Source organism: Nakamurella deserti, from assembly GCF_003260015.1.
GTDB lineage: Bacteria > Actinomycetota > Actinomycetes > Mycobacteriales > Nakamurellaceae > Nakamurella > Nakamurella deserti.
The window spans coordinates 646,856-673,243 of the sequence record NZ_QCXS01000002.1 but is presented as its reverse complement, the minus strand read 5'-3'; the positions used below and the strand labels follow the sequence as shown (position 1 = coordinate 673,243).

The 26,388-nt window shown below is 74.0% G+C and carries 19 protein-coding genes; 12 read left to right on the top strand and 7 right to left on the bottom strand.

Features of this window, described 5'->3' with window-relative positions; translation table 11 throughout:
- Positions 1 to 3: 3 nt before the first annotated feature.
- On the bottom strand, positions 4 to 492 hold the full coding sequence (locus DB033_RS03215; protein ID WP_111765428.1) for a nuclear transport factor 2 family protein: 489 nt from the start codon (positions 490 to 492) through the stop codon (positions 4 to 6).
- 92 nt (positions 493 to 584) lie between these two features.
- Positions 585 to 3,938, bottom strand: a complete 3,354-nt coding sequence (locus tag DB033_RS03210) for a response regulator (RefSeq protein WP_157970479.1) — start codon at positions 3,936 to 3,938, stop codon at positions 585 to 587.
- A gap of 796 nt (positions 3,939 to 4,734) precedes the next feature.
- On the opposite strand from DB033_RS03210, the gene DB033_RS20505 reads away from it, so the two are divergent.
- From DB033_RS20505 to DB033_RS03150, 12 genes are all read left to right on the top strand, one after another.
- A complete protein-coding gene (locus tag DB033_RS20505; RefSeq protein ID WP_157970478.1) occupies positions 4,735 to 5,949 on the top strand; it encodes a glycosyltransferase in 1,215 nt (404 codons plus the stop codon).
- Positions 5,946 to 7,337 (top strand): oligosaccharide flippase family protein, encoded by a 1,392-nt coding sequence (locus tag DB033_RS03200; protein WP_111765425.1) that lies wholly within the window; start codon positions 5,946 to 5,948, stop codon positions 7,335 to 7,337. Before DB033_RS20505 ends, DB033_RS03200 begins: the two co-directional genes overlap by 4 nt.
- The gene (locus DB033_RS03195) at positions 7,334 to 8,227 is read left to right on the top strand and encodes a dolichyl-phosphate beta-glucosyltransferase (RefSeq protein ID WP_111765424.1); all 894 of its coding nucleotides are present in this window, start codon (positions 7,334 to 7,336) and stop codon (positions 8,225 to 8,227) included. Before DB033_RS03200 ends, DB033_RS03195 begins: the two co-directional genes overlap by 4 nt.
- Entirely contained in the window at positions 8,224 to 8,547 is a 324-nt protein-coding gene (locus DB033_RS03190; protein ID WP_111765423.1) for an STAS domain-containing protein, read from the top strand. The genes DB033_RS03195 and DB033_RS03190 overlap by 4 nt, the downstream gene beginning before the upstream one ends.
- 2 nt (positions 8,548 to 8,549) lie before the next feature.
- Entirely contained in the window at positions 8,550 to 9,926 is a 1,377-nt protein-coding gene (locus DB033_RS03185; protein ID WP_111765422.1) for a PP2C family protein-serine/threonine phosphatase, read from the top strand.
- A gap of 46 nt (positions 9,927 to 9,972) precedes the next feature.
- Positions 9,973 to 10,413 (top strand): ATP-binding protein, encoded by a 441-nt coding sequence (locus tag DB033_RS03180; RefSeq protein ID WP_157970477.1) that lies wholly within the window; start codon positions 9,973 to 9,975, stop codon positions 10,411 to 10,413.
- A gap of 102 nt (positions 10,414 to 10,515) precedes the next feature.
- Positions 10,516 to 10,842 carry an STAS domain-containing protein gene (locus DB033_RS03175; RefSeq protein WP_157970476.1) on the top strand — a complete coding sequence of 109 codons (327 nt, stop codon included), beginning with the start codon at positions 10,516 to 10,518 and terminating at the stop codon, positions 10,840 to 10,842.
- Positions 10,839 to 11,225 (top strand): response regulator, encoded by a 387-nt coding sequence (locus DB033_RS03170; protein ID WP_111765419.1) that lies wholly within the window; start codon positions 10,839 to 10,841, stop codon positions 11,223 to 11,225. The genes DB033_RS03175 and DB033_RS03170 overlap by 4 nt, the downstream gene beginning before the upstream one ends.
- Positions 11,222 to 12,205, top strand: coding sequence for an endonuclease/exonuclease/phosphatase family protein (locus DB033_RS03165; RefSeq protein WP_111765418.1), 984 nt, complete (start codon positions 11,222 to 11,224; stop codon positions 12,203 to 12,205). Before DB033_RS03170 ends, DB033_RS03165 begins: the two co-directional genes overlap by 4 nt.
- Complete coding sequence (locus tag DB033_RS03160) at positions 12,202 to 15,738, top strand: hypothetical protein (protein ID WP_111765417.1); 3,537 nt, start codon at positions 12,202 to 12,204, stop codon at positions 15,736 to 15,738. Before DB033_RS03165 ends, DB033_RS03160 begins: the two co-directional genes overlap by 4 nt.
- 1 nt (position 15,739) lies before the next feature.
- The gene (locus DB033_RS03155) at positions 15,740 to 16,975 is read left to right on the top strand and encodes a hypothetical protein (protein WP_111765416.1); all 1,236 of its coding nucleotides are present in this window, start codon (positions 15,740 to 15,742) and stop codon (positions 16,973 to 16,975) included.
- Positions 16,972 to 18,789 carry a hypothetical protein gene (locus DB033_RS03150; RefSeq protein ID WP_111765415.1) on the top strand — a complete coding sequence of 606 codons (1,818 nt, stop codon included), beginning with the start codon at positions 16,972 to 16,974 and terminating at the stop codon, positions 18,787 to 18,789. The genes DB033_RS03155 and DB033_RS03150 overlap by 4 nt, the downstream gene beginning before the upstream one ends.
- Before the next feature lie 37 nt (positions 18,790 to 18,826).
- On the opposite strand, the gene DB033_RS03145 is transcribed toward DB033_RS03150, so the two are convergent.
- From DB033_RS03145 to DB033_RS03125, 5 genes are all read right to left on the bottom strand, one after another.
- Positions 18,827 to 19,282 carry a hypothetical protein gene (locus DB033_RS03145; protein ID WP_111765414.1) on the bottom strand — a complete coding sequence of 152 codons (456 nt, stop codon included), beginning with the start codon at positions 19,280 to 19,282 and terminating at the stop codon, positions 18,827 to 18,829.
- Positions 19,283 to 19,439: 157 nt separating this feature from the next.
- Positions 19,440 to 21,305, bottom strand: coding sequence for a sensor histidine kinase (locus tag DB033_RS03140; protein WP_111765413.1), 1,866 nt, complete (start codon positions 21,303 to 21,305; stop codon positions 19,440 to 19,442).
- A complete protein-coding gene (locus tag DB033_RS03135) occupies positions 21,302 to 21,712 on the bottom strand; it encodes a response regulator transcription factor (RefSeq protein WP_111765412.1) in 411 nt (136 codons plus the stop codon). Before DB033_RS03135 ends, DB033_RS03140 begins: the two co-directional genes overlap by 4 nt.
- A 236-nt stretch (positions 21,713 to 21,948) precedes the next feature.
- Positions 21,949 to 24,477: a serine hydrolase gene (locus tag DB033_RS03130; RefSeq protein ID WP_111765411.1), complete on the bottom strand. Its 2,529-nt coding sequence runs from the start codon at positions 24,475 to 24,477 to the stop codon at positions 21,949 to 21,951.
- Entirely contained in the window at positions 24,474 to 25,793 is a 1,320-nt protein-coding gene (locus DB033_RS03125; RefSeq protein ID WP_170315449.1) for a hypothetical protein, read from the bottom strand. Before DB033_RS03125 ends, DB033_RS03130 begins: the two co-directional genes overlap by 4 nt.
- Positions 25,794 to 26,388: the final 595 nt, after the last annotated feature.

Genomic DNA, 26,388 nt, shown 5'->3' with positions numbered 1-26,388 from the left:
CGGTCAGCGCTGGTGGGCGAAGCTCGCGTGCGCGGCGACGACCCGCCAGCCGGTGTCGTAGACCCAGGTGCGGGTGTAGCGGAGCCGGGCCCCGAACGGCTGGGCACCCGCCCGGCCGCGCACCTCCGTGAGGATCCACGTCAGCCCGGTGCGGCCGATGACCCGCACCGACCGGTGCTGCTCGTCGTAGTCGGTGATCTCCACGGCGCCGCTGGCGTAGGCGTCGAGATCCTGCTGTTTGGAGACCTGCCGGCCGTCGGGTCCGGTGTAGACGATGTGGTCGTCCAGCAGTTCCCCGAGGGTGACGACGTCGCCGTCCAGCATGGCGTGCCGGAGCCGGTCCTCGGCGTTCTCCAACGCCCGGCGCAGCGCCTCGTCGTCCGTGGCGCCCGGGGCCGCCGGCGGGGCCGGACCGTCACCGGGTCGGTCGGCGGCCGGACCGGCACCGCCGGATCGCGCTCCGCCGTCGGGGCCGCCCGTGGTACCGCTCATCCGCCACCTCCCGGTCGGCCGTTCGTCGTCTATGCCTAACACCGATCGCGAAGTCCCGCAGGCTGTCTCGGTTCAGCGCGAGACGACCGGCGTCACCCGGCGGGGTGGTAGCCACGGCCGGCGAGCACCGCGGCGACGTCGCGGAGACTCCCCCGCAAAGCGTCCACCTGAGCGGCGTCGACCGGTTCCCCCCGGCGCACGGCGTCCTCGATGCCGGCGCAGCCGCGGGAGACCGCCATCGCTCCCAGGGTGCCGCTGCTGCCCTTGAGCCGGTGGCAGCGGAAGCGCACCGCCTCGGTGTCACCGGCGGCGAGTTCCGCGCGCAGCGCCGCGTCGAAGCCGACGACCTCGGCGAGCCACGACCGGATCATCGGGCGCCGGATCTCCTCGGGCAGCTCGGCGAGCTCGGCGAAGCGCTCCTCGTCGAGCGCCGGCTCCCCGACCACGACCGGCGCGACCGACGGCAGCCCGTCCCGGTCTACGCTCGGCAGCGGCCCGTCCGGTCCGACGGCCGGCGGCCCCCCGTCCGGTTCGACGGTCGGCGGCCCCCCGTCCCCGTCCACGACCGGCGCGACCGACGCACCGGCGGTGCCGGCCCCCGTCGCGTGGCCCCCGTCGGTCCGGCCGGCGCCCGCACCCGCGTCCGGACCATCGGTGGCACCTGGGCGGTCGGGGGTGGTGTCCGGGTCGGACGGCGCCCCGATCGCGGCGGCGATGTCGGCGAGGGTGGCGTTGAGCTCCTCGGCCCGGATGGGCTTGCTCAGGTAGCCGTCCATGCCGGCCTTCCGACAGGCCCGCCGGTCCTCGGTGGTGACGCTGGCGGTCAGCGCGACGATCCGCGGCTGCCGCAGGCCGGTCCCCAGGGCCCGGATCTCCCGCGTCGCGGTGAGTCCGTCCATCACGGGCATGTGCACGTCCATCAGGACGACGTCGTAGTGCTGGTTTTGCACGGCGGCCAGTGCCTCGCGGCCGTTGCCGACCAGTTCCACCTCGTGTCCGGCACGGCTGAGCAGCAGCTGCCCGACGCGCTGGTTCACCAGGTTGTCCTCGACCAGCAGGACGCGCAGCCCGTGCCGTTCCACCGGCGCGCGGACCAGCTCGTCCAGCCCCGGCGCGAGCCCCGAGAGCACGGCCATCACGGCCCGCCGCAGCTCGGCGTTGCGGACCGGTTTGGTCATCGTGGCGGCGAAGTTCTCCCGCCGGTCGGCGGTCAGCGAGCGGCTGAGGCTGGTCAACAGGATCAGCGGCACGTCGGCCCAGCGCGGGTCGTCGTGCAGCATCCCGGCCAGTTCGGCGCCGTCGAGGTCGGGCAGCTGCATGTCGACCAGCGCCACGTCCGGTGGGGCGGTGTCGACGAGTCGCAGCGCCTCGGCGGCGCTCGCCACCGCCGCGACCCGCATGCCCCAGCGGGTCATCTGCTCGGTCAGGATGCGCCGGTTGGCCGCGTTGTCGTCGACGACGAGTGCGGTCCGGCCGGTCAGCGACACGGTGTTGGTCATGGTGGCCCCTTCGGGGACGGGGCAGCGGTCGAGGACGGTGGTGAAGGAGAAGACCGAACCGACGCCGGCCTCGCTGCGGACGGTGATGCCGCCGCCCATGCGCTCCACGATCGCGCGGCTGATCGCGAGACCGAGGCCCGACCCGCCGTGCTCACGGGTGGTGGACGCCTCGACCTGGCTGAACGCCCGGAACAGGCGGTGCATCCGGTCGGCGGGGATGCCGATGCCGGTGTCGGTGACGTCGACCCGCAGGGCGATCCGCGCGGGGTCGGCGGTCGGCACGGGCTCGATGCGGACGGTGACGCTGCCGGACGCGGTGAACTTGACCGCGTTGCCGGCCAGGTTCAGCAGCACCTGCCGCAGCCGGGTGCGGTCACCGGAGACCCACGTCGGGCAGCCGTCGGCGAAGTCGCAGAGCAGCGCGACGTCCTTGCCGTCCGCGGTGACGGCGAGCAGCCCGAGCACGTCCTCGAACGCCGACACCAGGTCGAAGGGCCGGTTCTCCAGCTCCAGCTGACCGGATTCGATCTTGGAGAAGTCCAGGATGTCGTTGATGACCTCGAGCAGCAGGTCACCGCCCCGGCGGACGGTGTCCACGTAGTCGCGCTGGACCGGGGTCAGGCCGGTGTCCAGCAGCAGACCGGTCATCCCGATGATGGCGTTCATCGGTGTCCGGATCTCGTGGCTCATCGTCGCCAGGAACTCCGACTTCGCGGTCGTCGCCGCGACGGCCTCGTCGCGGGCGCGGGCCAGGCTGCGGTTCAGCTCGATCTCCCTGCGGGTCAGCCGTACCGCCGCTCCGACGGCCATCGTGAAGCGCACCGCTCCGGCCACCAGGGTGGCCAGCGCGAACAGCACCGAGAAGGGCTGCAGACCGGCGAGCTCGTTGACCGCGAGCACGCACAACGCCAGCACGATGAACACGGTGGGGGCGGCGACGGTCAGCGGCGAGACGTCCGTCGACGACCGTGGCGGCCGCCCGGCCCGCCAGGCCGCGATCGCCAGCAGCAGGCACGCCACCGGCCAGACCGCGTCGACGGGAGCGCCCCGGACGTAGGTCCCCGCCGCGACCGCCGGGGCGATCACCACGTTGGACGCCGCCATCAGCGCGAACGCGGCGCTGATCAGCCACCACACGGTGCTCGGCCGCCGTCCGAGCACGGTCGCCGCCCCGATCATCAGCGCCACCAGCATCAGCAGGCTCACCGAGTAGGCCAGCACCGCCACCTGGTTCATCGTCACGCCGTCGACCGGCGAGAGACTGAACGCCGCGGCGACCGCCACCAGCCCGAACCCGGCGATCAGCCCGTCCAGCCACACGGACGAGCTGGCGCGCGGCAACCGCTGCCGCAGCAGCAGCACCATCGACAGGAACGTCAGCACGAAGAAGCCGATGTAGAGGACGTCGGGCGGGGACACCATCCCCGAGGACCGTGGACCGGTGATCAGCACGTCCCCGACGACCAGCATCGACAGACCGGCGGGCAGCACCGCCCAGGCGGTGCGCTCGGTGCGGACCCGGACCGCCCGGGCCGCGATCAGCGCCGTCGCGAGCGCCTCCAGTGCGACGTACACCCCGTCCCGCCACCAACCGGGCAGGGTGGTCGGCAACGCCGACCCGACCGCGTAGGCACCGCAGCCCGCACCCAGCACCACCAGCAGGGCCCGCACCGCGGTGGGCACGGTGGGACGCGGGATCCGCCCGTCGTTCTGCGGCGCCGCGTCGGGCTCGTCGGTGAGAGACATCACACCGCCGTCGACGGGACGTCCGATGCCGCCCCGGGCGTCGATGTCCGGCACCGGGTCCCCCGCCCGCGCCCACCAGACGGCGTCGCCGGAACCGGTGCCGGCGGCGATCCCGCCGGCGGCGGCACCGCCGCCCGGCACGCCCGCCGGGGACGCGGGGTGCTCCGACAGCGGGTGCGGAGCCGGGCCTGCTGCCGTCACTCTCTGTACACGAAAGGCGGACGGGGGTCGCGTCCCATCGGGTCGGCCGTCCGCCCCGGAGGTCACGGCCGACGGCTCGTCGGCGGGCAATCGGGTCATCGGACGTCGATCGGAACACCGGGGCGGCACGGACGCCGACCCGGCCGGGAGGACGCAGCGACGCCCGCGCGGCGCGATCCACCCCGTCCGGGCGCGTCCCCGTGGAGGGGCGTCAGGGTCGCCGGCATCGACGGGTCCACCTCTTCCTGGCTTCGGGCGGGGCCCGGCGACCCGCGAGGACGGATTCCGCGATCGCGGAACGCGGCCCCGGAGGTGGCGCAGGCGCACCAACCCCGGCGGGGTCGCTGAGCGGGAAATGACACTCAGAGTAATTCGAATACTACCCAACGTCGATGTTTTGCGGCAGTATGAACAGGGAAGACGCCGCTGGTGGACGCGTCGGCCCGGAGGTTCGCCTCCGGGTCGGCGCTCCGATCGGACCGAATCGTCACGGAGCACCCCGACCGGGTGTCGACCGCGGCGAGGGCACCGGGTGGCGGAGCCGCCCCGCCCGTGCCCCGAAGAGGATTCCCGCGATGCCACTCCACCGACGATCCGCCCCCGCGTCACCCGTTCAGCTCTCCGGCGCCACGTCGGCCGGCACACCCGGTCATCGGTACACACGGCGGTCGCGGCGACCGGTGGACCTCGACCCCGGGCGCCTGATGTCGGTCACCGTGAGTCACCTCCATGCGGTGCAGGACAGCGACCGCGTGACCCGGCCCTCGACGGCGCCGGCACTGCGGGCCGACGCGTCGTGACCGTTCCACGCCGGCTGCGCGACGCGCCGTTGCGCATCGGGGTGCTGTCGGCCTTCCCACCCGGGCGCAACAGCCTCAACGAGTTCGGGCTGCACCTGGTCAATCACCTGGCCCGGTCGGCCGAGGTGTCCGAGGTCGTGCTCTACGCCGACGAGACCGAGGCCGGACCGCCCACCCCGGTGCCCGGTGTGGTGGCGGTGCCCTGCTGGCGCTTCAACAGCCTGGCCAATCTGTGGCGGGTCGTGCGCGCGGTACGGGCCGACCGACCCGACGCCGTGCTGCTCAACCTGCAGTTCGCGACGTTCGGCGACACCCGCATCGCGGGCGGCACCGGGCTGCTGATCCCGGCCGTCCTGCGGATGCTGCGGGTGCGCACCATCGTGATCCTGCACAACCTGGCCGACAACGTGGACATGCGCGACGCCGGCTTCGCCACCTCGGCGCTGTCCGCACGGATCCTGCGCACCGCCGGCCGGTTGCTCACCCGCGCCCTGCTGCGGGCGGATCTGGTGGCGTTGACCATTCCGCGTTACGTCGAGTTCCTGCAGCGCTCTTACGGCGCCGACAACGCGATCCTGGCGCCGCACGGCAGCTTCGAGGAGGTCGCCGTCCCGTCCTTCGACGTGCCGGCCGGCCGCCGTCGGATCATGGCCTTCGGCAAGTGGGGGACCTACAAGACGGTCGACATCCTCGTCGACGCCTACCGCGAGCTGCTCGCACGCGGTTACGACGACCTGGAGCTGGTCCTCGCCGGCACCGACAGCCCGAACTCCGCCGGCTACATGGCCGGTGTCGCCGCCGAGCACGCCGATCTCGACCACCTGACCTTCACCGGCTACGTCGCCGAGGAGGACGTGGCCCCGCTGTTCGCGTCCTCCTCGGTCGTGGCGTTCCCGTACACGTCGACGACCGGCAGCTCGGGGGTGCTGCACCAGGCCGGTGAGTACGGCCGGGCCGCGGTGCTCCCCCGCATCGGCGACCTCGTGGACATCATCGAGGAGGAGGGCTTCCGCGGCGTCTACTTCGAACCCGGTGACCCGGGCAGCCTGGCCGACGCGATCGCCACGGTCCTCGACGACCCACAGCAGCGCATCGCGTTGGGCCGGACCAACTTCGCGGCGGCCTCCGGTATCCCGATGAGCGAGGTCGTGCACTGGCACCTGGTGCACGTCCGGCGCCTGCTCGACCGGCGCGCGACGGTGCCGGCATGACCGCGCCGCAGTCGGTCCGCTCCGTCGGCGCCCCGGTGCCGGGGGTAGCGACCGGGACACTCCCACCGGCCGGCGCGGTCGTGCCGACCGTGGACGATCCGGGTGACGCGATCGCCGACCCGACCAGCGGTCGCGCGCTGCTGGCCGGCGGCAGCATCCTGGGCCTGGCGATGCTGGTGGCCAACGCCGGCAACTACGCGCTCAACCTGCTGCTCGGCCGGTGGCTCACCCCGGCCCAGTTCTCCGACGCCACGCTGATGGTCACGTTGATGCTGACCCTGACCTCCCTCACGCTGTGCCTGCAGCTGGTCGCGGCCCGCTTCGTGGGTTCCTACGACGCCGCGGGCACCCCGGAGCGCTCGGACCGGCTGGCCCGCACGCTGCGCCGCGGGGCCCTCGTCGCCGGCCTCGGCTGCGCGGTACTGCTGGCCGCCCCGGCGGTCTGGTGGCGGGAGGTGTTCCACACCGAGTCGTGGGTGCCGTTCGTGATCCTCGGCGCCGGGATGCCGTTCTACCTCGTGCAGTCCGTCGGGCGTGGCGTCATGCAGGGCCGGCTGCGGTTCCGACCGCTGGCGGTCACCTTCGTCGTGGAGATGGTGGTACGGCTCGGGCTCGGCGCGCTGCTGGTCACGCTCGGTTTCGGGGTCGTCGGGGCGACCGTCGGTCTGGCCGCGTCGTTCGTGGCCACCGGGCTCGTCGTGCACGTGCTGTCCGGAGCCCACCGGCCGACGGCCGGACCGCGGCCGCCGCTGGGCGAGGTGCGGGCCTACATCGGGTTCACCTCGGTGCTGCTGGTCGGCCAGATGATCGCCAACAACTCCGACGTGCTGGTGGCGAAGGCGTACCTGACGCCCACCGCCGCCGGCATCTTCGCCGCGGTGGCGCTCATCGGCCGCGCGGTCTTCTTCCTGTCCTGGTCGGTGGCGACCGTGGTGTTCCCGGCGGTCGCCGCCCGGCACGCCGGTGGCGGGAACACCGACAGCCTGCTCCGGGGCGGCATCCTGGCGGTCACCGCAATCGGCGCGGTCTGCGCGGCGGCGGCGTGGACGGTGGGCGGCCCGGTGCTCGGGGTGGTCCTCGGTCCGGCGTACGCGGGCCTGTCGGGGCTGCTCGCGCTGTACGCGGGGATGACGACGCTGTTCGCGGTCGGCAACCTCATCGCCAGCCACCAGTTGTCCCTGGGCAACGCCCGGCCGTCCTGGCTGCTGCTCGGCGGGGCGGTCCTGGGTCTGGTGCTCCTGCTGTTCCGGCACGGCTCGGCCGTGCAACTGATCACGGCCCAGTTGACGGCCATGGCCCTGCTTCTCGTCGTCCTGACGGTCGACCATCTCCGCGGGGCCCGGCCGTCGGCCCCCGCGACCACCAGCCCGACGGAGGCCGGCGCATGACCACCACCGAATCGACCCGCGTCCACCCGGAGTCCCCGCCGGCCGCCCGGCCCGCGGGACCGGCCAGCGCGGCCTACCAGGCCTACCGGGACTGGGTGTCCCGGCCACTCACCGAGCGGCCGCGGATCTCGGTGGTGATCCCGGCCTACAACGAGGAGTTCCGCATCCTGCCGACGGTGGGGGCCATCGCCACCCACCTGTCGTCGCGTGGCGAACCGTGGGAGCTGATCGTCGCCGACGACGGCTCGACCGACACGACGGTGTCGCTGCTGCAGGACCTGCGGTTCCCCAACATGCGGGTCCTGGTCGCCGAGGCCAACGGCGGCAAGGGATCGGCGGTACGCCGCGGAGTGCTCGCCGCCCGGGGTGACGTCGTGCTCTTCGCCGACGCCGACCAGTCCACGCCGATCGAGCAGTTCGGCGAGCTGATGGACCGCATCGACGACGGCTACGACGTGGTCGTCGGCTCGCGCGCCGCCACCGGCGCCGAGGTGAGCGGGAAGTCGGCACTGCGCAAGCTGCTGAGCAACGGACTGCGGGTGATCGTGTCGGTCGGCTTCGGCATCCGCGTCCGCGACACCCAGTGCGGCTTTAAGCTCTTCACCGCCGACGCGGCCCGCCAGCTGTTCACCGCCCAGAAGGTGGACGGCTTCTCGTTCGACCTCGAGGTGCTCTACCTCGCCGCCAGACGCGGACTGGCCACCACCGAGGTGCCGGTCGAGTGGATCGACGCCCCCGGGTCCACGGTCGACGCCGCCAAGGTGACCCTGCAGTTCCTCCGGGACCTGGTGACCATCAGGTGGTACGACCTGCGCGGCCGCTACGCCCCCACCGCCACCGACCGCACCGCTCCCCGCACCGACGACGCCCAGGACAGGACCGCCCGATGAGAATCCGCACCGAGACCGGGAACGGCTCCCACCAGATCGAACTCGCCGGCCGCTTCGACGCGCACGAACTGCCCGCCTTCCGGACCGCCATCGACCCGCTGCTGCGCGACGGGGACACCGTCGACCTGGACCTCGCCCAGGTGGTGTTCGTCGACTCCAGCGCGCTGGCCGAGCTGGTCCGGGCGCAGAAGTCGGCCCACGCGTGCGGCGGCACGCTGGTGATCACCGCGCTCTCGGACCCGGTCCGGGTCATCCTGGAGCTCACCGCGTTGAGCCAGGTGTTCACCATCCGGATCCCCGACGCCGGGGCGGTCTCGTGACGATGACCGCCGCCCCGCCGGGCGCCCGCGCCGGCCGGACGCGGCGGACCCCCGTCGACGCCGCGCTCGACCTGCTCCTCGGCGCCACCGCGGCGCCGTCCGATCCGCTGCTGCACGCCGCCGCCGAGATCCGCCGCACGGTGCGCACTCTCACCGACGCCGCCGAGGGCATGACCGAGGCGCTGGTGACCAGCCAGGACCGGCTGCTCGCACTGCGCGCGCTGACCCGGGTCAACGTCGACACCCTCGGGGCCGACGGCTCCACCGAGCGGGTGCTCGACGAGGCCCTGGCCCTCACCGATTCCGACGCCGTGGTGCTGCTGTCCGAGGACGGCAGCGTGCACGTCAGTGGCGACGACCTCGCCGCCACCGAGCTGGTGCTGCAACTGGCCGCCGCGGCCGAGTCCGACCACGCCCCGGGCCTGTGGCCCACCGACAACGGCCGCACCGTCATCGTCCGGCTGGCCGAGAACGCCGGCCGTCGCATCGTTCTCGGCTTCCTCCGCCGCGACGGTGCCCCCTTCAACACCGGCGACCTGGGCCTCATCGAAGCGGTCGCCTCGGCCACCGAGATGATGCACACCCTGACCCGGCTGCACCTGCAGGGCGTCCGGCGGGCCACCATCGAGCGCGAGCACCAGTTCGCCTCCAGCCTCGCCCAGGCCGTGCTGGAGGCGCCCATCCCGCTGATGGACGGCATCGACGTGTTCGCCTCGTCCACGCCGGCCAGCCTGGCGGGCGGCGACTTCATGACGTTCATGGACGTGGACGGCATCCTGTGGTTCGCCGTCGGTGACGTCGCCGGCAAGGGACTGCCCGCGGCGATGGTGATGACGCGTGCGGTCAGCGCCGCCCGCGTCGCCTTCCTGACCCACCGCCCCGACGACGCGGTCGGCGCGCTCCTGGCCATGGGCCGGGAGCTCTACGACTACCTCGACGAGGTCGGGCTGTTCGTCACCACCGTGCTCGGCGCCTTCCACCCGGACACCGGCGAGCTGCACCTGTGCAACGCGGGCCACTCCCCGGTGCTGACCGTCAGCGGCGCCGGGGTCATGGCGGTCCCGGCGTCGGTCCCGCCGTTGGGCATCATGGCCGATCCGCCGGCGCGCGGCACCGTCATCACCCTCGCCCCCGGTGACGCACTGCTGCTGGGCTCCGACGGCCTGGCCGAGCAGGAGAACGGCGACGGCGACCTGTTCGGCTACGAACGGTTCCAGAACCTCTGCGTCGCCGCCGCCGGCATCGACTCCGGCGCCGGTACCACCTCCGCCGACGACCTCGGGCGGATGCTGATCGCCGCGGTCTCGGCGTTCGCCGACGGGACTCCACCCTCGGACGACTGCACACTCGCGGTGATCCGCAGGGAGGGCCAGGCATGAACCCCGTTACCCGAACCGTCCCGGCCGGCGCCCGGTGACCGCGCCGATGAGTGCCCCGGTGTCGACGCTGTCCATCGACGCGAACCCGCTGGCCGTCCGCGACATCGGGCCCTGGCTGCGGGCGCTGCTGACCGCGACCACTCCCACCGAGGCCGAGACCCTCGTCGCCCGACTGGAACTCGCGGTCCACGAGGTGTGCATGAACGTCGTCGACCACGCCGGGCTGCCGCCGGGGGCCGCGCTGGGACTGCGAGGTGCCGTCACCGCCGACCGCGTCCGGATCGAGATCCACGACGACGGGTCGCCGTTCGATCCGAGCGGCGTGCCGGAGCCGGTGCCGGGCGTGGCCCAGGTGCGGGGTTACGGTCTGATGATCGTCCGGCAGCTGGTCGACACCGTCGACTACCGACGCACCGAGGGCCACAACACCTGGGTGCTCGAGCTGCACCGGACACCGCAGACCGGCGCCGCCGCCACACCGCCCTGAGCCCCGCCCCGCCCCGCACCGACCCCGCCCGACCGACGATCCATCCGGAGCGCCTCCATGCCCCCACCGCACGCGACCCCGCCGTCGCACGCACCTCTCACCGTGACAACCGCCGTGACCGCCGGGAACACGGCCACCGCGGTGGTCGCGGGCCGGCTGGACGCGGTCGCGGCCCCGGAGCTGCACGAGGCGCTCGCGGGTCTGCTCGCCGACGGGTACCCGCACCTCACCGTGGACCTGTCCGACGTGACCTTCGTGGACAGCGCCGGTCTCGCCGTGTTGGTCCGGTCCCGCCGCGAGACCCGATTGCAGGACGGCGACGTCGTCCTGGTGGGCCCGCGCTCCGTCGACGCGACCCGGGTGTTCCGGTTGACCCAGTTCGACCGCGTCTTCACCATCCTCCCGCCGGCCCCCGTGGCGACGTCGTGACGGCAGCCGCCGGGGACGTCCGGACCGCGCTGGTCGTCGACGACGACACGGTGTCGCGGCTGGTGCTCGCCCACATGCTGCGCCGGTCCGGCTGGGAGGTCGACGAGGCCGACGACGTCGCACCGGCCCGCTCCCTGCTGGCCGAGTTCGACTACACCGCCGTGTTCAGCGACTACTCGATGCCGGGCGGCACCGGGATGGACCTGCTGGCCTCGTTGCACGCGCCGCGGCCGCTGTTCGTGCTCATCACCGGGGTCGTCCAGCACACCGGCCCGGCCGACGACCCGGGTCACCGCGTGGACGCCCAGCTCACCAAGCCGATCAGCACGCGGGCCCTGCAGCAGTGCCTGGCCACCATCATGTCCGGCGGACCAGGGCGGTGACGACCGGCCGCCGCATCCGGTGGCGGCGTGTCGGTCCGGTCGCCGGCTGGTCGCTCACCGCGGCGCTGGCGCTGGTCACGGTCAACCGGGCCGTGCGGCCCGAGCACGTCCCGCTGCTGATCGGCCTGCAGGGGGTGGCGGTGTTCCTGCTCGCGCCGGCGCTGCCGCTGGCCGGGCTGGCGCTGTGGCGACGGCGCCGGGTGATGGCGGCGGTGGCCGCCGCGATCACCGTCGTCCAGCTCGGCTGGATCGGCGCCGCGACGGGCTGGCACGGCCCACAGCCCGCACCCGGCGGTTCCGTGCCCCTGCGGGTGGTCACGGCGAACGTGCTGATGGACAACCCGGCGATCCCCGAGCTCGCCGACGAGCTGCTGGCCAGCGGCGCGGACGTCATCCTGCTCCAGGAGATCACGCCGGAGATCGCCGCGACCCTCGCCACCACCCCGCTGTGGACGGCCTATCCCGGACGCGTCGACAATGCGTTGCCGGGCTTCCACGGCTCCCTGATCCTGTCCCGGCTGCCGATCACCGGGGGCCGCGCCTTCGACGTGGCCGGCCGCCCGATGACCCGGGCCGACCTGCAGACCGCGGCGGGCCCGGTGCGCGTGGTGGACGTGCACGCCGTGGCTCCGGTCAACCGCGAGAACACCGCCGTGTGGCTGGCCCAGATGGAGGCGCTGGCCACGATGTCGGCCCCGGCCGGTTCCGCCCTGGTGATGGCGGGCGACTTCAACGCCACCGTCGACCACGCTCCCTTCCAGCGGGTGCTGGCCGCCGGGAAGCGGGACGCCTTCCTGGAGGCCGGTTCCGGCTACGGCGCGACCTGGCCGTCCTGGGGTGGCCCGACGGTGCCGGTCATGCGGCTGGACCACGTGCTCGTCGGCGACGGCGTCGCGGTGGTGTCGGTGGACGAGGCCGTCAGTGCCGGCAGCGACCACCGCAGGCTGGTCGCGGAACTGGCGCTGACGAGCCGATCGTGACCCGCACGCTCGACGACCGCCCGACGCGGCCCGACGACCCGCCGGTGTCCCCGGCCGACGGGGTTCCCGTCCCGGAGCCGGCCGCCGTCCCGGGCACCCGCCCGGACGGTGCCGCCACGGCCGCCGCCCGGACCGGCGGGTTCGCCCGCCGGCACCGGCTGCTGCTGCTGGCCCTGGTGCTGGTGCTGGTGTTCCACGGTGCGCTGCTGCTCTCGGGCAGCTACCAGCGCACCTACGACGCCTACGTGCACATCTTCTTCGGCGACCACTACCGGCGCGACTGGTTCTCCAGCTGGGACACCCGCTGGTACACCGGCTTCTCGGTGCTGAGCTACCCGCCGGGCAGCCACCAGGCCATCGCCGCGGTGAGCGCGGTGTTCGGGCTGCGCGGCGGGTTCGTCGTCGTGCAGCTGTGCGCGCTGCTCAACCTCACGATCGGCGTCTACCGCTGGTCGATGATCTGGGTGGACCGGCGGTCCGCCGGCTGGGCGGCCGTCCTGCTGGTGCTGTCGTCCTCGATCGCGGAGACGGTGCACGTCTTCGGGCAGCTGCCCACCACCTTCTCGCTGGGTTTCCTGCTGAACTCGCTGCCGTTCGCCGACCGCTGGGTGCGCACCGGTGACCGCCGGGCGCTGCTCGCCGGCATCGCCTGCACGATGGCCACCACCGCCGGGCACCACGTCACGACGCTCTTCGGGGCGGTGTTCTTCCTCGGGCCGGTGCTGGTCTCCGGGGTGGTGGGGGCGCTGCGGACCCCGCATCCCGACGAAGCCGCCGGGCATCCGGTGCGGGTGGGGCGCAGGCTGCTGTGGCCCCTGGTCGCCCGGCGGCTGCGCCGGATGCTGCCGGCGGTGCTGCGGGCCGGCGTCTACGGGACGCTGCTGGTGATGGCGCTGCTGACCGTGGTGCTGCCCTACTGGCTGTACTCACGCAGCGACCCCATCACCCAGATCTCCATCCCGCACGCCAGCCGCGACAACTTCCTGGTCAACGTCAACGCCGGACTGGTCTTCTGGCTGATCCCCTGGGGCACCACGCTCCTCGTGCTGCCCTACGCGATCGTCCGTGGGCTGGCGTCGAAGGCGTGGCCGCTCGCGCTGTCGCTCGGCGTGCTCGCGTTCTTCGGCACCGGCGGCACCACCCCGTTCCCGAAACTGCTGCTGGGCGGCGCGTACGACATCCTGACGCTGGACCGGTTCACCTTCTGGGCCACCATCTCGATCCTGCCGCTGGCCGGACGGTTCGTGGCCAGCGTGGTCGGCGGCACCGTGCGGCGCTGGCTGGTCGGCCAGGTGGGGACGGTGCTGGCCGCACTGCTGCCGCTGCTGCTGCTGGCCGCCCACCTGGCGACCACCCTGTTCGCGGCCAACCTGACCCACTACCGGGCGTTCCAGCCCGCCGCCATCGACGTCACGCCCATCACCACGTTCATCGACAAGGACAACCACGGCAACTGGCGGTATCTCACGCTCGGCTTCGGCGACCAGATGGCCTGGCTCGGCGCCAACACCACCGCCGGCACCGTCGACGGCAACTACCACTCGGCCCGCCAGCTCCCCGAGCTCACCACGCGGCCGGTGGAGCGCCTGGAGGGGGCGAAGTACTCCGGCGTCCCCGGGATCGGTTCCCTGCAGCAGTTCCTCGCCGTCCCCGAGCGGTACAGCCTGAAGTACGTGTTCTCCAACGACGACTTCTACTCCCCGCTGCTGGACGCCAACGGCTGGACGGATCTGGGTCCGCTGGAGAACGGCATCGAGGTGTGGGAGCGGGCCGACGTCACCCCGCTGGCCGTGGACATCGGGTCGCACCAGGCCCCACTGTGGCAGCGGCTGATGTGGGGCACGGTGCCGCCCGCGTCGTTGCTGTTCGCGCTGTGCGTGCTGTTCTGGTCCGCCCTCGGGCAACCCGGGCGTCTGCCGGGATGGCGCTGGCTGCGGTGGATCTCGAGCCGGGGGCGGCGCATCGGGCGATGGACCACCGCCCCGCTCCGGTCGGCCGGCCGTCGCGTCGACCGCCGGCTCGCACGGGCCGCCGCCCCGCTGTCCGCGCCGCACACGGGGGCCGCGGCCGCCGTCCCCGCGGCGACGGCCGGTGCCGGCGACCGCTGGCAGCCGTGGCGGCCCACCCTCGAGCGGCTGCGCGGCCTGTCGGCGGCGCGGATCCCGCGGCGGCGCCGCCGGCTGCAGGCCCTGGCCGTGGTGGCCGTGCTCGCCGTCGCGGGGACCGGCGGGGCCGCGGTGCTGGTGCGCCCGCCGGAGCGCACCCCCGAACAGGTCGTGACCGACTACTACGACCACCTGGACTTCCGGCGGTTCGCCGACGCCTGGGCGCTGCTGGACCCCCGGACCCGGCCCGACTTCATGCAGTACCAGAAGGATCTCGGCCGCGACGGTGGGCTCGTGGCATCCTTCGCCAAGCTGGCGTCGGTGACCGCCGTGCCGACCGCGAGCTCCCCGGGCCGGACGGTGCTGACCACCACCGCCGACTACCTGACCTCGCTGCAGTCCTACCAGGTGACCGGTGAGGTGGTGCTGCTGCAGGAGGACGACCGCTGGTACATCGATCTGCCCGCCGCCGACGCCTCGGTGGCCCCCGACGAATTCACCAGCCGTCCCGAGGTGGGATTCCTCGCCCTGGGCCGACGCACCCCTGGCAACACCGAGACGTCCACCGCGGACATCCTGGACCGGCCGGAGCTGACCCTGACCCAGGTCCGCTCGATGCTGGTGAACGGCCGGTGGGTGGTGATCGGCCAGGTCACCAACGCCGACGTCGATCCCGCCGACGTCACCGTGAGCGCCCAGCTGCGTGACCCGGAGGGTGAGCTGCTCGCCTCCTGGGACGCCTCGCAGGTGATGGTGCACAAGTTGCTGCCCGGCGAGAGCAGCCCGTTCCGCATCGAGTTCCAGAGCATCGCCGGCACCGGCAGCTACGGCACCGAGGCCGACGGCGGGGTCAAGGACACCGGCACCGGCGGCGCGTTGACCGTCGCCCCGCCGGTGCAGAAGACGTCCAACGTCAAGGGACCGGTCGAGTTCGACCCGCAGACCATCACACCGCTGGTGCTCCGTCCCGGCGCCGACGTCGCCTCGGTCGGGGTCTACGCCCGCGCGGTCGTCACCCCCCACACCTCGACGCGCGGTCTGCAGGTGACCGACCTCCGCCTGGACACCAACGCCGACGGCTCGTTCGTCACCGGGTCCCTGCGCAACGACACCGCCGTGGCCGCCGCGGTCCCGCACCTGCTGCTCGGCTACACCGACGCCGCCGGCGACCTCGTCTGGGTCGACCACGCCTACCTCGAGCACAGTGTCGCCGCACAGTCGTCGACGACGTTCCGCATCGCCGTCGCCGATTCCGCGGGCATCACCGCGTCCGGGGTACCGACCGCCGGCTTCGCGGGGCCGGCGCACACCCCTGTCGACGGGCCGGACGCCGCGGTCGGCGGCCTGCCCCCGATGCTGTCGCTGCCGGCCGACACCGGGTTCGCCGGGGTGTCGCTGCTGGCCACCGCCTTCATCCGGGGCGGCTGAGGTGCGCCGCTCCGTCCTGTCGCTGGTGGCCGCGCTGCTGCTCGCACTGCCGGCCCCCGCCGGCGGCGCGGCCGTCGCGGCGGTCGACCGGTCCGACGGCCCGGTCGTCGAGCTGCCGGGCGAGCTGACCGCGGGCACCGGGCTGCCGGTCACCGTTACGGGGGTCGACGGCACGGTGACGCTCACCGTGATCGGCTCCCTGGGCACCGTCGTCCGCACGGCCGCCACCACCGGCGGGGCGGCGACGTTCGCGCTGGAGTCGGCGCTGAGCCAGGCGGCGGGCACGCTCACCGTGATCGCCGAGTCCGGTGGACGGTCGGCCACGGGTTCGGTCGCCGTCCTGCCGGGTCCGGCCGTCGGCCCGTTGCTGCCGGTCGTCGGCGCCCGCTCCATCGTCGCCGACGCCGCCGACCGGTCGATGGTGGTGGCGCTGCCGGTGGACCGCTGGGGCAACGCCGTGGCCGAGGGGTCGGCGGTGACCGTGGTGCACCGTGACCCGACGGGCACCACGAGCACCGGGAGCACCGAGGTGCGTCACCTGCTGGGCTGGCTCGAGCTCACGTCGGGGACCGTGGCCGGCCGGGGGGCGGTCTGGCTGCGGACCGGACCCGACGACACCGTGACCGGCCAGCAGGTCAGTCTCGACGAGGTCGCCGGGCCACCGCTGCCCTTCACCCTGGCGGCGGTGGACCCGACGCTGCCCGCCCGGCTGGGCGCGGACGGCCAGGCCCTGGTGACGGTGCGGACGTCGGTGCTGGCCGACCGCTTCGGCAACGTGCAGCCCGACGGCACGCTGGTGACGGTGGAGTGGGAGGGCCCCGGCGGTCGCTCCCGGTCGTCGGCGGTCACCATCTCCGGCGTCGCCGAACTGTCGGTGCAGGCCCCCACCGCGCCGGGAACGGTGACGCTGACCGCGTTCTCGCGGGGCACCTCCACCGCGGCGCCGCTGACGCTGGACTTCCCGTCGGTGGTGGCCACGGTCCCGGTCGACATCGCCGCCGACGAGCGGGGTCTGGTGGTCACGGTGGGCCCGGTGAACCGCACGGGGGGCACCTTCGTCCCGGACGGCACGGTCGCCACCGTGACGCTGAGCGACCTGCGGCGCAACGACGTGCAGGCGTCCGTCGGGCTGGTCGACGGCAGCGGCACCGTGTCGCTGCCGGTGGCGGCACTGTCCGGACCGGTCACCGCCGCGGTGACCGTCCTGGGCACCACGACCACGGTCGACGTCGGATGATCAGCCGCATCCGGGCCAAGCGGCTGGTCGCGCAGCTGGTCCTGGTCCTCGGGGCCGTCGTGGCGCTGGGTGCCGTGGTCGTGGCCGGCCGCTTCGTCCTGCAGGCCTCCCAGGGCGCCGACAGCGCGTCCGCACTCCACGAGGTGGCCACGCTGCCGCCGGACGCGCAGCACCTCGTGCGGTGGGAGCCCGACGCCTGGACGCGGGACCGTCAGCTCGAGCCCGCCAACCGGACGCTCGTCGAGGCCGCCTACATCCGCGCGTGGGCCGCCCTCGGCCACCTGCAGACCACCGGCTCCGACGAGCCGCTGACCGACACCTTCACCGCCCGGGCCCGTGCCCAGGTGCTCGCGACGCCCCGTGACTCCGCCGTCGCCACCTTCGATCTCGGTCATGAGCTGACCCTGCAGTTCTACGCGCTGGACGGTGGCACCGTCGCCTTCACCGACGGTGACGCCGCACTCGCCCGCACGGTCCGCAGCGGCGACACGCAGACCGTCCTGGTCACGCACGAGCGGTACGACGTGGTGATGGCGCTGGTGGACGGGTACTGGCGGATCGACCAGTTGCGCCGCGGCGGGGACGGCGGCGTCGTCACGGTGCGCACCACGACCGCCGACGACACGGTCATCACCTCGGTCACCGGCGCCGACCCGCGGGAGCCGGTCGAGGCGCCGGAGTTCCGGGCCGCGGAGTTCCGGCCGGACCGCTGGGACGCCACTCTGGGCGTCGACGGCGCCGGGGTCGTCGTCCCCGCGACCACCGCCGTTCCCGGCGGGACCGCGGAACCGCCCACCGGCACCGGCACCGGCACCGGCACCGGCACCGGCACCGCCGCGCCTGCCCCCGCTCCCGACGGCCACTGGACACCCGCCGAGGTGACCGCCGTCGGCGACGTCCTCCGCCGGGCCGTCGAGCTGGGGCTGACCGCGGTGCGGGTGCCGATCGACTACGCGGCGATGGGGGGCGCTGACCCGACCGACGCCGCGCTGGACAATCTCGCGACGGTCCTCGCCCAGGCGCAGGCGGCCGGCATCGGCGTGGTGCCGGTGCTGTTCGACGGGCTGGCCGATCTCTCCCCCGCCACGTGGGCGGGCGCGGACCGTCACCTGCAGCGGATCGTCTCCGTGGTGCGCGACAGTCCCGCGCTGACCGCGTGGGACCTGATGGACGACCCCGACGGCCGGCGCGCCGCCGGGGCCACCGCGACCGACGTCCGGGCGTTCCTGGTGATCGCGGCGACCCGGCTGCACGGCCTCGACCCGGCGACGCCGGTGACGATCACCTGGCCCGACCTGGCCGGCGCGACCGACCCCGCGATGGTGGGACTGGTCGACCTGGTGTCGCTGCGGGTGGACGGGACGGACCCGGACGAGCTGGCCGCGACGGTGGCCCCGATGACGGCGGCCGCCGACGGGCGACCGCTGTCGTGGGTCTCCGCGGGGCCCGCCACCGACGGTGGCTGGGGTCCGGCCCCCCGGACGCCGGCGGCCCAGGCGGCGACGCTGGCCGAGGTGCTGTCGGCGGCCCGGGCCGACGGGGTCGGTCGGCTCAGCACGGCGGCCGTGGTGGACTCACCCACCACCGGCGCGCGGGGGGTGGTCGCCGCCGACGGCACCGCCAAGCCTGCCGCGGCCCTGCTGACCCCGGACGCCGTCCTCACCGCCGTGTCCGGGCCGGGCCTGGGCGACTACCTGGGATCACGGTTCTGGCAGGCGGTCTCGGTGTCCGGGTCGGTTGCCGTGATCGTGGTCGCCCTGGTGCTCCGGTGGCGCCGGCGATCCCGGCGGGCGCCGGCGGTACCGGCCGGCTGAGTCCGGTGGGCGCCCGCCCACCCCCGTCGGACCCGGGTCAACGCGGCGCCGACGGCACCAGCGTCCCGTCGCCGGGGAGGGTCACGGCGGCCGAGAGGAAGGTGCCGCAGCCGGGGCCGTTCGGCTCCTGCCGTGCCGGCGTCACCCTGCCGGTCCCCGAGGTCGAGAAGCCGGCGCCGGACGACACCGTGACGGTCACCTCCGCCGGTTCCCCGGTGAGCCGGTCGTCCGGGACGATCCACGGCCCGGGCTGCCCGCCCAGGGTGGTGTCCCGGCACTCCCCGGCGATGCAGACGGTGATGATCGGTCCGGCGCCGGCCACACTGACGCCCGGTTCGACCGGAGGCAACGGAAATCCCGGGACGTCGACGAAGAACCCGGTGTGTCCCCCGACGAGGGTGCAGACCCGAGGTGAGCCGCACGCGGGTGCCGCGATCAGTGCGGAGACGACCGCGCACCACAGCAGGCTCCGTACCGGGAACGCTCCGGACACCTGGACCTCCGCCTCCCGTGCACGGCACCGACGCTGGAGTTCCGCCCGGCCACCAGGCCCGCGCAACGGCCGCACCGGTCGCTGCGTCGGTCCGGACGCGGTGTGCGACGGGTCCGTCGGGAACGATCCCGCGAGTGTAGGTCCCACTCGCGGTGCGCTACCGGTCGGCGGGTGCCGGGGCGGCGGCGGGTGCCGGCGCGGCGGCGGGTGCCGGCGCGGCGGCGGGTGCCGGCGCGGCGGCGGGTGTCGGCAGCTCCAGGGTGAAGACGCTGCCCTCCCCTGGTGTGCTCTCGACCCGGATCGCGCCACCGTGCGCGACGGCGATGGCCCGGCTGATGGACAGTCCGAGGCCGATGCCCGGCACCGCGTTCGTGGTCGCGGTGGACGTCCGGAAGAAGCGGGAGAACAGTTTGTCCAGCTCGGCGGCCGGGATGCCCATCCCGGAATCGTGGACCGCCAGCCGGATGGGCCGCCCCGGGAACGGGTCGGCCGGGGCCAGGACGACCCTGATGGTGCCGTCGCGCGGGGTGAACTTGATGGCGTTGGACAACAGGTTGTCGCAGATCTGCCCGAGCCGGGTGGCGTCCGCGGCCACCACGACAGGTGTCCTGGGCACCTCGAGGGTGACGGTGATCCCCGCGCCGGCGGCCGCCGGCCGGGCCGACTGCACGGACGCCTCGGCGATGGTCGCGAGATCCACCGGCGACGTCACCAGGTGCAGCTTCCCGGCCTCCAGCGACGCGGTGAACAGCAGGTCCCCGACGAGCCGCAGCAGCCGGTGGGCGTTGCGCTCGACGATGTCCAGGTACTGCCGCTGCTCGTGGGACAGCGGCGCCTCGTCGTCGTCGCCGATCAGCTCGAGGTAGCCGAGGATGGAACTGAGCGGCGTCCGCAGCTCGTGGGAGATGAGGCTGACGAACTCGTCCTTGAGCCGGGCCTGCTCGTACATCTCGCTGACGTCGGTCCCCACGACGAGGAAGCCGTCGACGTCGCCCCGGCGGTCCGAGCGTACGGTCACCGACATCTCGATCGTCGCGGTCGTCCCGCCGGGTCGGTGGTAGGTCCACACGCTGGCGGCGGCCCGGCCGTGGCGGGCGTCGGCGACCAGCGCGTCGAAGCCGACCTCGGCCAGCGTCCGGGGCTTCTCGTGCCCCAGGGCGGTCGGCGGGCCGTGCGGCCGCTCCACGAAGCGGTCACCGAGTCGGCTGAACATCGCCCGGCCGAGCGCCTCGGCGGCGGGCACGGCCAGCATCCGCTCGGCCCCCCGGTTGAACACCTCGACCCGACCGGCGGCGTCGGTGGCGATGATGAACTGCTCGGTGACCGCGTCGACGACACCCGACATCAGCGCCGCGGACTGCCGCAGCAGGGCGGCCACCTCCGCGGTCGCGGTGGCGTGCTGTTCCGCCTCGGCCAGCAGCTCCTCCAGCTCGCGGCGCAACCGGTTCTCCGACCGCACCCGGTCGCGGAGCCGGTTGGTCAGCACGCTGACCGTGAACGCGGTCAGCATCAGCACGGTCGGCGTGCTGATCACCCGCAGCCAGTCGTCCGGGGTGGGCGTGAAGGCCAGCGGTACGCCGATCACCGCGGCGCAGCCCAGCGCGGCGGCCGCGACCGGCAACCGGCCCCGTTCGATCCCCAGCGAGATGCACGGCAGGATCAGCAGAGCGCTGAACAGGGAGGCACCGCCGCCGGTGGCGTGCCGCAGCAGCCCGACGGCCAGCAGGTCGGTGAGCGGGATGGCGACGAGCAACCAGCGTGGCCGGTGACGCAGCGGCATCGCGAACGACACGGCCAGCGCCGAGACCACCAGCGCCACGGCCAGCGCGACGATCCAGTCGGGGTTGGCGTTGATGTCCGACCGCACGAGCATGAGCAGCGAGACCAGCACCACGACGGAGATGGCCAGCTGTCGCTGGAAGACGGCGTGCGGATCCCGGAAGCGCCGACGGACGAGTTCGCGCAGCCCCGGGCGGTCCGCCCCGGCGGTGCGCGGCGTCAGCGTCGCGGTGCCGGTGGTCACGGCCCGTACCGCTGCGCCAGCAGCTCACGCAGGGTCGCGGCCAGCGCCCTGGGGCTGAACGGCTTCTCGAGGTACAGGTCGGCGCCCGCGTCCATCCCGGACTGCACGGCGGCGGGGTGCACGGCGGCGGACAGCATGACGACGGGGAGCGTGGCGAAACGCGGATCCGTCCGGACCTGTTGGCACGCCTCGAGCCCGCTCATCACCGGCATCGACACGTCCAGGACCGCCAGGTGCGGCTCCAGTTCCCGGATGGCCGCGACGGCGGCGGCGCCGTCGCCCACGGCGGTCGCGACGCGGGCGCCCGCCTTGCGCACGGCCACCTCCACCAGTCCGCGGATGGCGGCGTCGTCGTCGGCGACGACCACGAGATGCACGGGCGTCGTGGCCGGATCGGTGCTGGTCATCGGTCCCTCCCGGAGCGCCCGGCGCGCGGCACCGTGCCGCGTCGACCGGCGCCGGCGGACCGCGCCCCCGGCAGATCCCTCGCGACCGTCGGTGGCGACTGGAGCGCGGTAGTCATCCGTTCACGCTACGCAATCAAGGAGCGGAAATCCACGGTGGCGCGACGAACCGGGCGCGACACCGACGGCGGTCCGAGCGGCACGTTCCGATGCGGTGACCGTCCCCCTGAGCGCGTCGCTCACGTCCCCACCGCCGCCTCGACGGCGGTCAGCAGTTCCGCCACGTCGGCCTGCTTCAGCTCGTCGGTGAACAGCGACTCGGTCAGGTCCACCGCGATCACGATGTCCTGCGCGGGCGCCCACTGCAGGGTGGCCGACCCCCCGTTGTGCCCGATCGAGCTGTAGACCTTCTTCCCGTCGACGGTGTCGCACGGGCAGTACGGAAAGGCGCCGAGGCCGGTGTTGAACGGGTTCTCGATGTCGAGCATGGCGGCCAGCGAGTCCGCGGTCAGGATGGCCTTCTCGCGGTAGAGGGCGTCGCCGTAGGCCAGCAGGTCACCGATGGTCGACTTCACGCCCCCGGCGGAGAACCCGGCCCAGCCGGCGCTCGGCGTGGTGTCCAGGGTGCTGTGGTCCATGCCCGCGACGTCGAAGATGCGCTGCTGCAACAGGTCCTGGTACGTCTGCCCGGTGAGCTGCTCGGCCAGCAGGCCCAGCGTCAGGTAGCCGGAGTTGGAGTAGCCGACCTGCGTGCCGGGTGCCCACTCCAGCGGCTCGTCCTTGATCAGGGCGAGCGCGGTCGCCGCGGTGAGCGGCCCGTTCCGAGCGGCCTGGTAGGCCGCGCTCTGGTCGTAGGGCTCGATACCGGCGGTGTGGTCGAGGATCTGCCGGACGGTCACCTTGCCGACGTAGGACAACCCCGGAACCGCGTCGATCTCGGGCAGCGGGTCGTCGAGGGCGAGCTTCCCGTCGTGGACCAGCTGCAGGACGATGGCGGCCGTCATCGTCTTGGTGATCGAGGTGATCGGGAAGTCCTGCGCCGGATCCAGCGCGGCACCGCCGGTCTCGGTTCCACTGGTCAGGGTGACGGTCCGGCCGTCGGGCAGCATGACGCCCAGCTCGACACCGTCGACCACCTTGCCGGTGCGCCAGGAGTCGGTGACGGCCTGCAGGTCCGCGGTGAGCGCGGCGATGTCGGTGTCGTCGGCGGGCGCCGCCGCCGGCACCGTCGTGGTGGCCGGGACCATGGTGGCCGAAACCGCGGTGGCCGGGGAGGCGGCCGGCACCGGGCCGGCGCCGTCGGCGCCACCGAAATCGGCCTGGTCGGGTTTCGCCGAGGGGGCCGGCGGGAGCGCGAGACCCCCGGCGGTGCCCGAGGTGCCGCCGGCGTCGACCGTTCCGGTCGGGGTCGTCGCGGCGCCCACCGCGGCGGTGGCCGCCCCGGACGGGACGACCACGTTCAGCACGACGGCGCCGATCACGCCGCCGACGACGAGGGCGGTCACCGGCGACAGCCGGCGCGGCAGGTGCCGGCCCAGCGCGTCGCCGACCCGGCGGACCCGCGTCCCGTCGTCACGACCGGGCCACCACTGGGCGGGGCGTCCGGCGGAGAAGTCCTCGACCCGGCCGAACAGCACGGTGAGCACCAGGACCAACGGGAAGACCAGGACCAGCACGAGGGGCCGGGGCAGCGACGGGGCGAAGGTGGCGCGCAGCCAGTAGGCACCGACGATGGCGATCGGATGCCACAGGTAGACGGTGATCGACCGTCGCCCCAGCCAGGCGACGACCGGACCCAGGATGCGGTGTGCGGTGGCCCGGCCGATCCAGCCCTCGAAGGCGAGGAACACCGCCAGCCAGGCGATCCCGACGAACAGCAGCAGCGGGTAGTGGTCGTTGACCACCAGATCGGTGGGTCGGACGAACCGCACCCACACCAGTGCCGCCACGCCGCCGATGACGGCCCACTCCAGGCGCGCGCGCCGGTCGAGACCGGCGAGGGCGCCGTCGCTGTGACTGAACCCCAGCACCCAGAAGAAGCTGAAACAGGCCAGGTCACCGGCGTAGTACTTGACCGCGTCGAACGCGGCCGGCGCCAGCTCGGGATGCCGCATGAGCTGGTCGACCGCGAAGATCCCGACGATCGGGACGATGAGCACCCGCAGCCCCCACCGGCGGTGCGCCCGCCGCATCAACGGCGACAGCAACAGCAGCCACAGGTAGCAGCGCAGGTACCACAGCGGCGTCGTCGCCCAGCCCGCCTCCCAGGTCGACCCGTGGGGATCGGTCAACGGGAACACCCAGGCCAGCAGCGACAGCGGCGAGAGGGCCGTGTCCGCACCGGGTTCCAGCCGCGCGACGACGAGCAGCGCGACAAGGACGACGGCGCCGAACGTCCAGAACGGCAGCAGCAGCCGCCGCAACCGGGTCCGCAGCAGCTGCCGCCACGGGCGCCGGTCCAGCGACCGCGCGAGGAGACTGCCGGCCACGAAGAACATGGCCGGCATGGACGCCACGAACCAGCTGATCGCGACCGCGGCCAGGGTGTGCCAGACGATGACGCGGATCAACGCGACCGCCCGGACCGTGTCCAGGAAGCCGTCCCGGGCGGGGCGGGCCTGCGGTCGGCCCGCCGCGGGAACGGCGGCGGAGTCGGCGCCGACGGATGCGGCGGGGCCGGCGGAACCGGCCGGGTCGGCGGAACCGGCCGGGTCGGCGGAACCGGCCGGGTCGGCCGGGCCGGTCGGTCGCTCGAGGAGGGTGGTCACGACGCCGTCACGGTGAAGTCGTCGAAGGCCACGGCCGACTGCGAGGACACCAGGCCCGCGCTGCCGGGCGCGACGGCGGCGAAGGTGCCCACCTGCGTGCCGTCCCAGCTGACCACGGTGGCGTCGGCCTTCACCGTGATGCTCAGGGTGTGCCAGTCGGCGGGCGCCTGGGCGGCACCGAGCGCCGCCCCGCCGGTGAACTTGTAGGTGCTGGAGCTCGCGTCGTAGCTTCCCCACCGGACGTAGTCCTTGCTGGCGAGATCCACGATGGTGGCGCCCTTCCGGGATCCGAGCGCCGGCTGGCCGATGATGAGACCGCCGTTCACGGTGTCCCCGATGCCCTTCATCCGGACCGAGACCGTATACGCCGCGGGCAGTGTCGAGGTGAACTGGCTGATGTAGTCGTATCCGGAGGCGTCAGTCTGCTGGTAGGTGCCGTCGACGACCGCCCACGTCCCGGTGAGGGCCTTCCAGGCGGCGGCGTCACCGGCGAAGTCGTCGGACTGCGGACCGGACACGGCGACGGCGCCCGCGTCCCCGGCCGGAGCGGCGCTCGCCGGCGCGGTGCCGGCCGCGGAGGCCGGATCGCCGCCGGCGTCCGTGGTGCCGGCGGGCGTGGCTTCCGCGGCGCCGGCCGGCGGGGCCCCGGTGCCGGTCGCGGCCGAGGGGGCGGCGGCGGTGGCAGCCGCGGCGGTGGTGGCAGGCGCGGTGGTGGTGGCAGGCGCGGTGGTGGTGGCGGTCGAGGTGGTCGCAGCGGTGGCCGATGCGGCCGCCGCGGGAGCGGGGCCGGCCACCGGTGCCGGGCCCGACCCGGACCCGCCGGCGGCGACCGGAACCGCCACCCACCGGGACTGGTCGGACACGGCGTCGGCGGCGACCCGGATCAGCCAGGTCGTCACGGTGCCGTCGGTCGCGGTGAGCATGGTCTGCCAGGAGACCGCCTCCCGGTCCGGCAGGTCGGCCAACTGCGCGGCCACCGGGCCGAGGGCGGCCGCCAGGACGCCGTTGAGCTGCGTGGCGGTGACGCCGGTGACCGCACTGACCAGGACGATCCCGGTGCCGGGCAGATAGCCGCCGGAGGCCTGGGTGACGCCGGCCTGACCGGCCATCGCGGTCGAGATCGAGGCGGCGGTGACGTCGAAGTCCCGTGGGGCGCCGGCCGACGGCGGCGCGACCAGCAGGAACGCTGCGAGGGCGACGAGCACGACCAGCAGGGCGGTGCGCGCCTGCGTTCCCAGCACCCAGGTACCGGGACGCGCCGGTGCGGAGCCGGCCGGCGTGGTCGGTGCGGCGGCGTCGGTCGGCGGGTCCGTCACCGCGGGTGACGCCGGTACCTGGGCTGCGCCCAAGACCGGGGCGACCGTCGGGCCGGCCGTCGGCGCGACGGGGGCGGCTGTCGGCGCGACCGGGACGGCTGCCGGCGCGACCGGAGCGGCCGCCGGCGCGACCGGGCCGGCTGCCGGCGCGACCGGGGCGACCGGGCCGGCCAATGCCTGGCGCACCGCGCTGTCCTGCACGGGTTCCGTACCGACCGACACTCGTCTCTCTTCTCTGGCCGTCACCCGGGGTTCGGGTGGTCTCGATGCACCGCGGGGCCTGCGGCGCAGGGTGACCGGGGGTGACCGCTGACCGCATACTGATAGTGACGTAAGGCTACCCAGTGTGTTCGCCCGTTGACAGGGGCCGTGAGGGGTTCGGTCGCGGAAGACTCCGTGCGGGGACGAAAATCCTCCGTTCGCCGAGATCACGGCGCGTCGGACGCCGACGCGGCCGGTCGGCGGGCACGGTGCGTCAGCACAGTGCCGGTGCACCCACCCGGACGCGGACACCGCGACAGCCCCACGACCCTCCGGTGACGCAGCGTGACACCGGAGGGCCGCTGAGGTGCGCCGTGTCGTCCGCCTCCGCGGT

Bases quoted from the DNA above. Each gene is read 5' to 3' on its own strand.
- DB033_RS03180 (WP_157970477.1), top strand. From the start codon at position 9,973: ATGAGTGCCCCGGTGTCGACGCTGTCCATCGACGCGAACCCGCTGGCC.
- DB033_RS03190 (WP_111765423.1), top strand. From the start codon at position 8,224: ATGAGAATCCGCACCGAGACCGGGAACGGCTCCCACCAGATCGAACTC.
- DB033_RS03135 (WP_111765412.1), bottom strand. From the start codon at position 21,712: ATGACCAGCACCGATCCGGCCACGACGCCCGTGCATCTCGTGGTCGTC.
- DB033_RS03185 (WP_111765422.1), top strand. From the start codon at position 8,550: ATGACCGCCGCCCCGCCGGGCGCCCGCGCCGGCCGGACGCGGCGGACC.
- DB033_RS03215 (WP_111765428.1), bottom strand. From the start codon at position 492: ATGAGCGGTACCACGGGCGGCCCCGACGGCGGAGCGCGATCCGGCGGT.
- DB033_RS03200 (WP_111765425.1), top strand. From the start codon at position 5,946: ATGACCGCGCCGCAGTCGGTCCGCTCCGTCGGCGCCCCGGTGCCGGGG.
- DB033_RS03150 (WP_111765415.1), top strand. From the start codon at position 16,972: ATGATCAGCCGCATCCGGGCCAAGCGGCTGGTCGCGCAGCTGGTCCTG.
- DB033_RS03195 (WP_111765424.1), top strand. From the start codon at position 7,334: ATGACCACCACCGAATCGACCCGCGTCCACCCGGAGTCCCCGCCGGCC.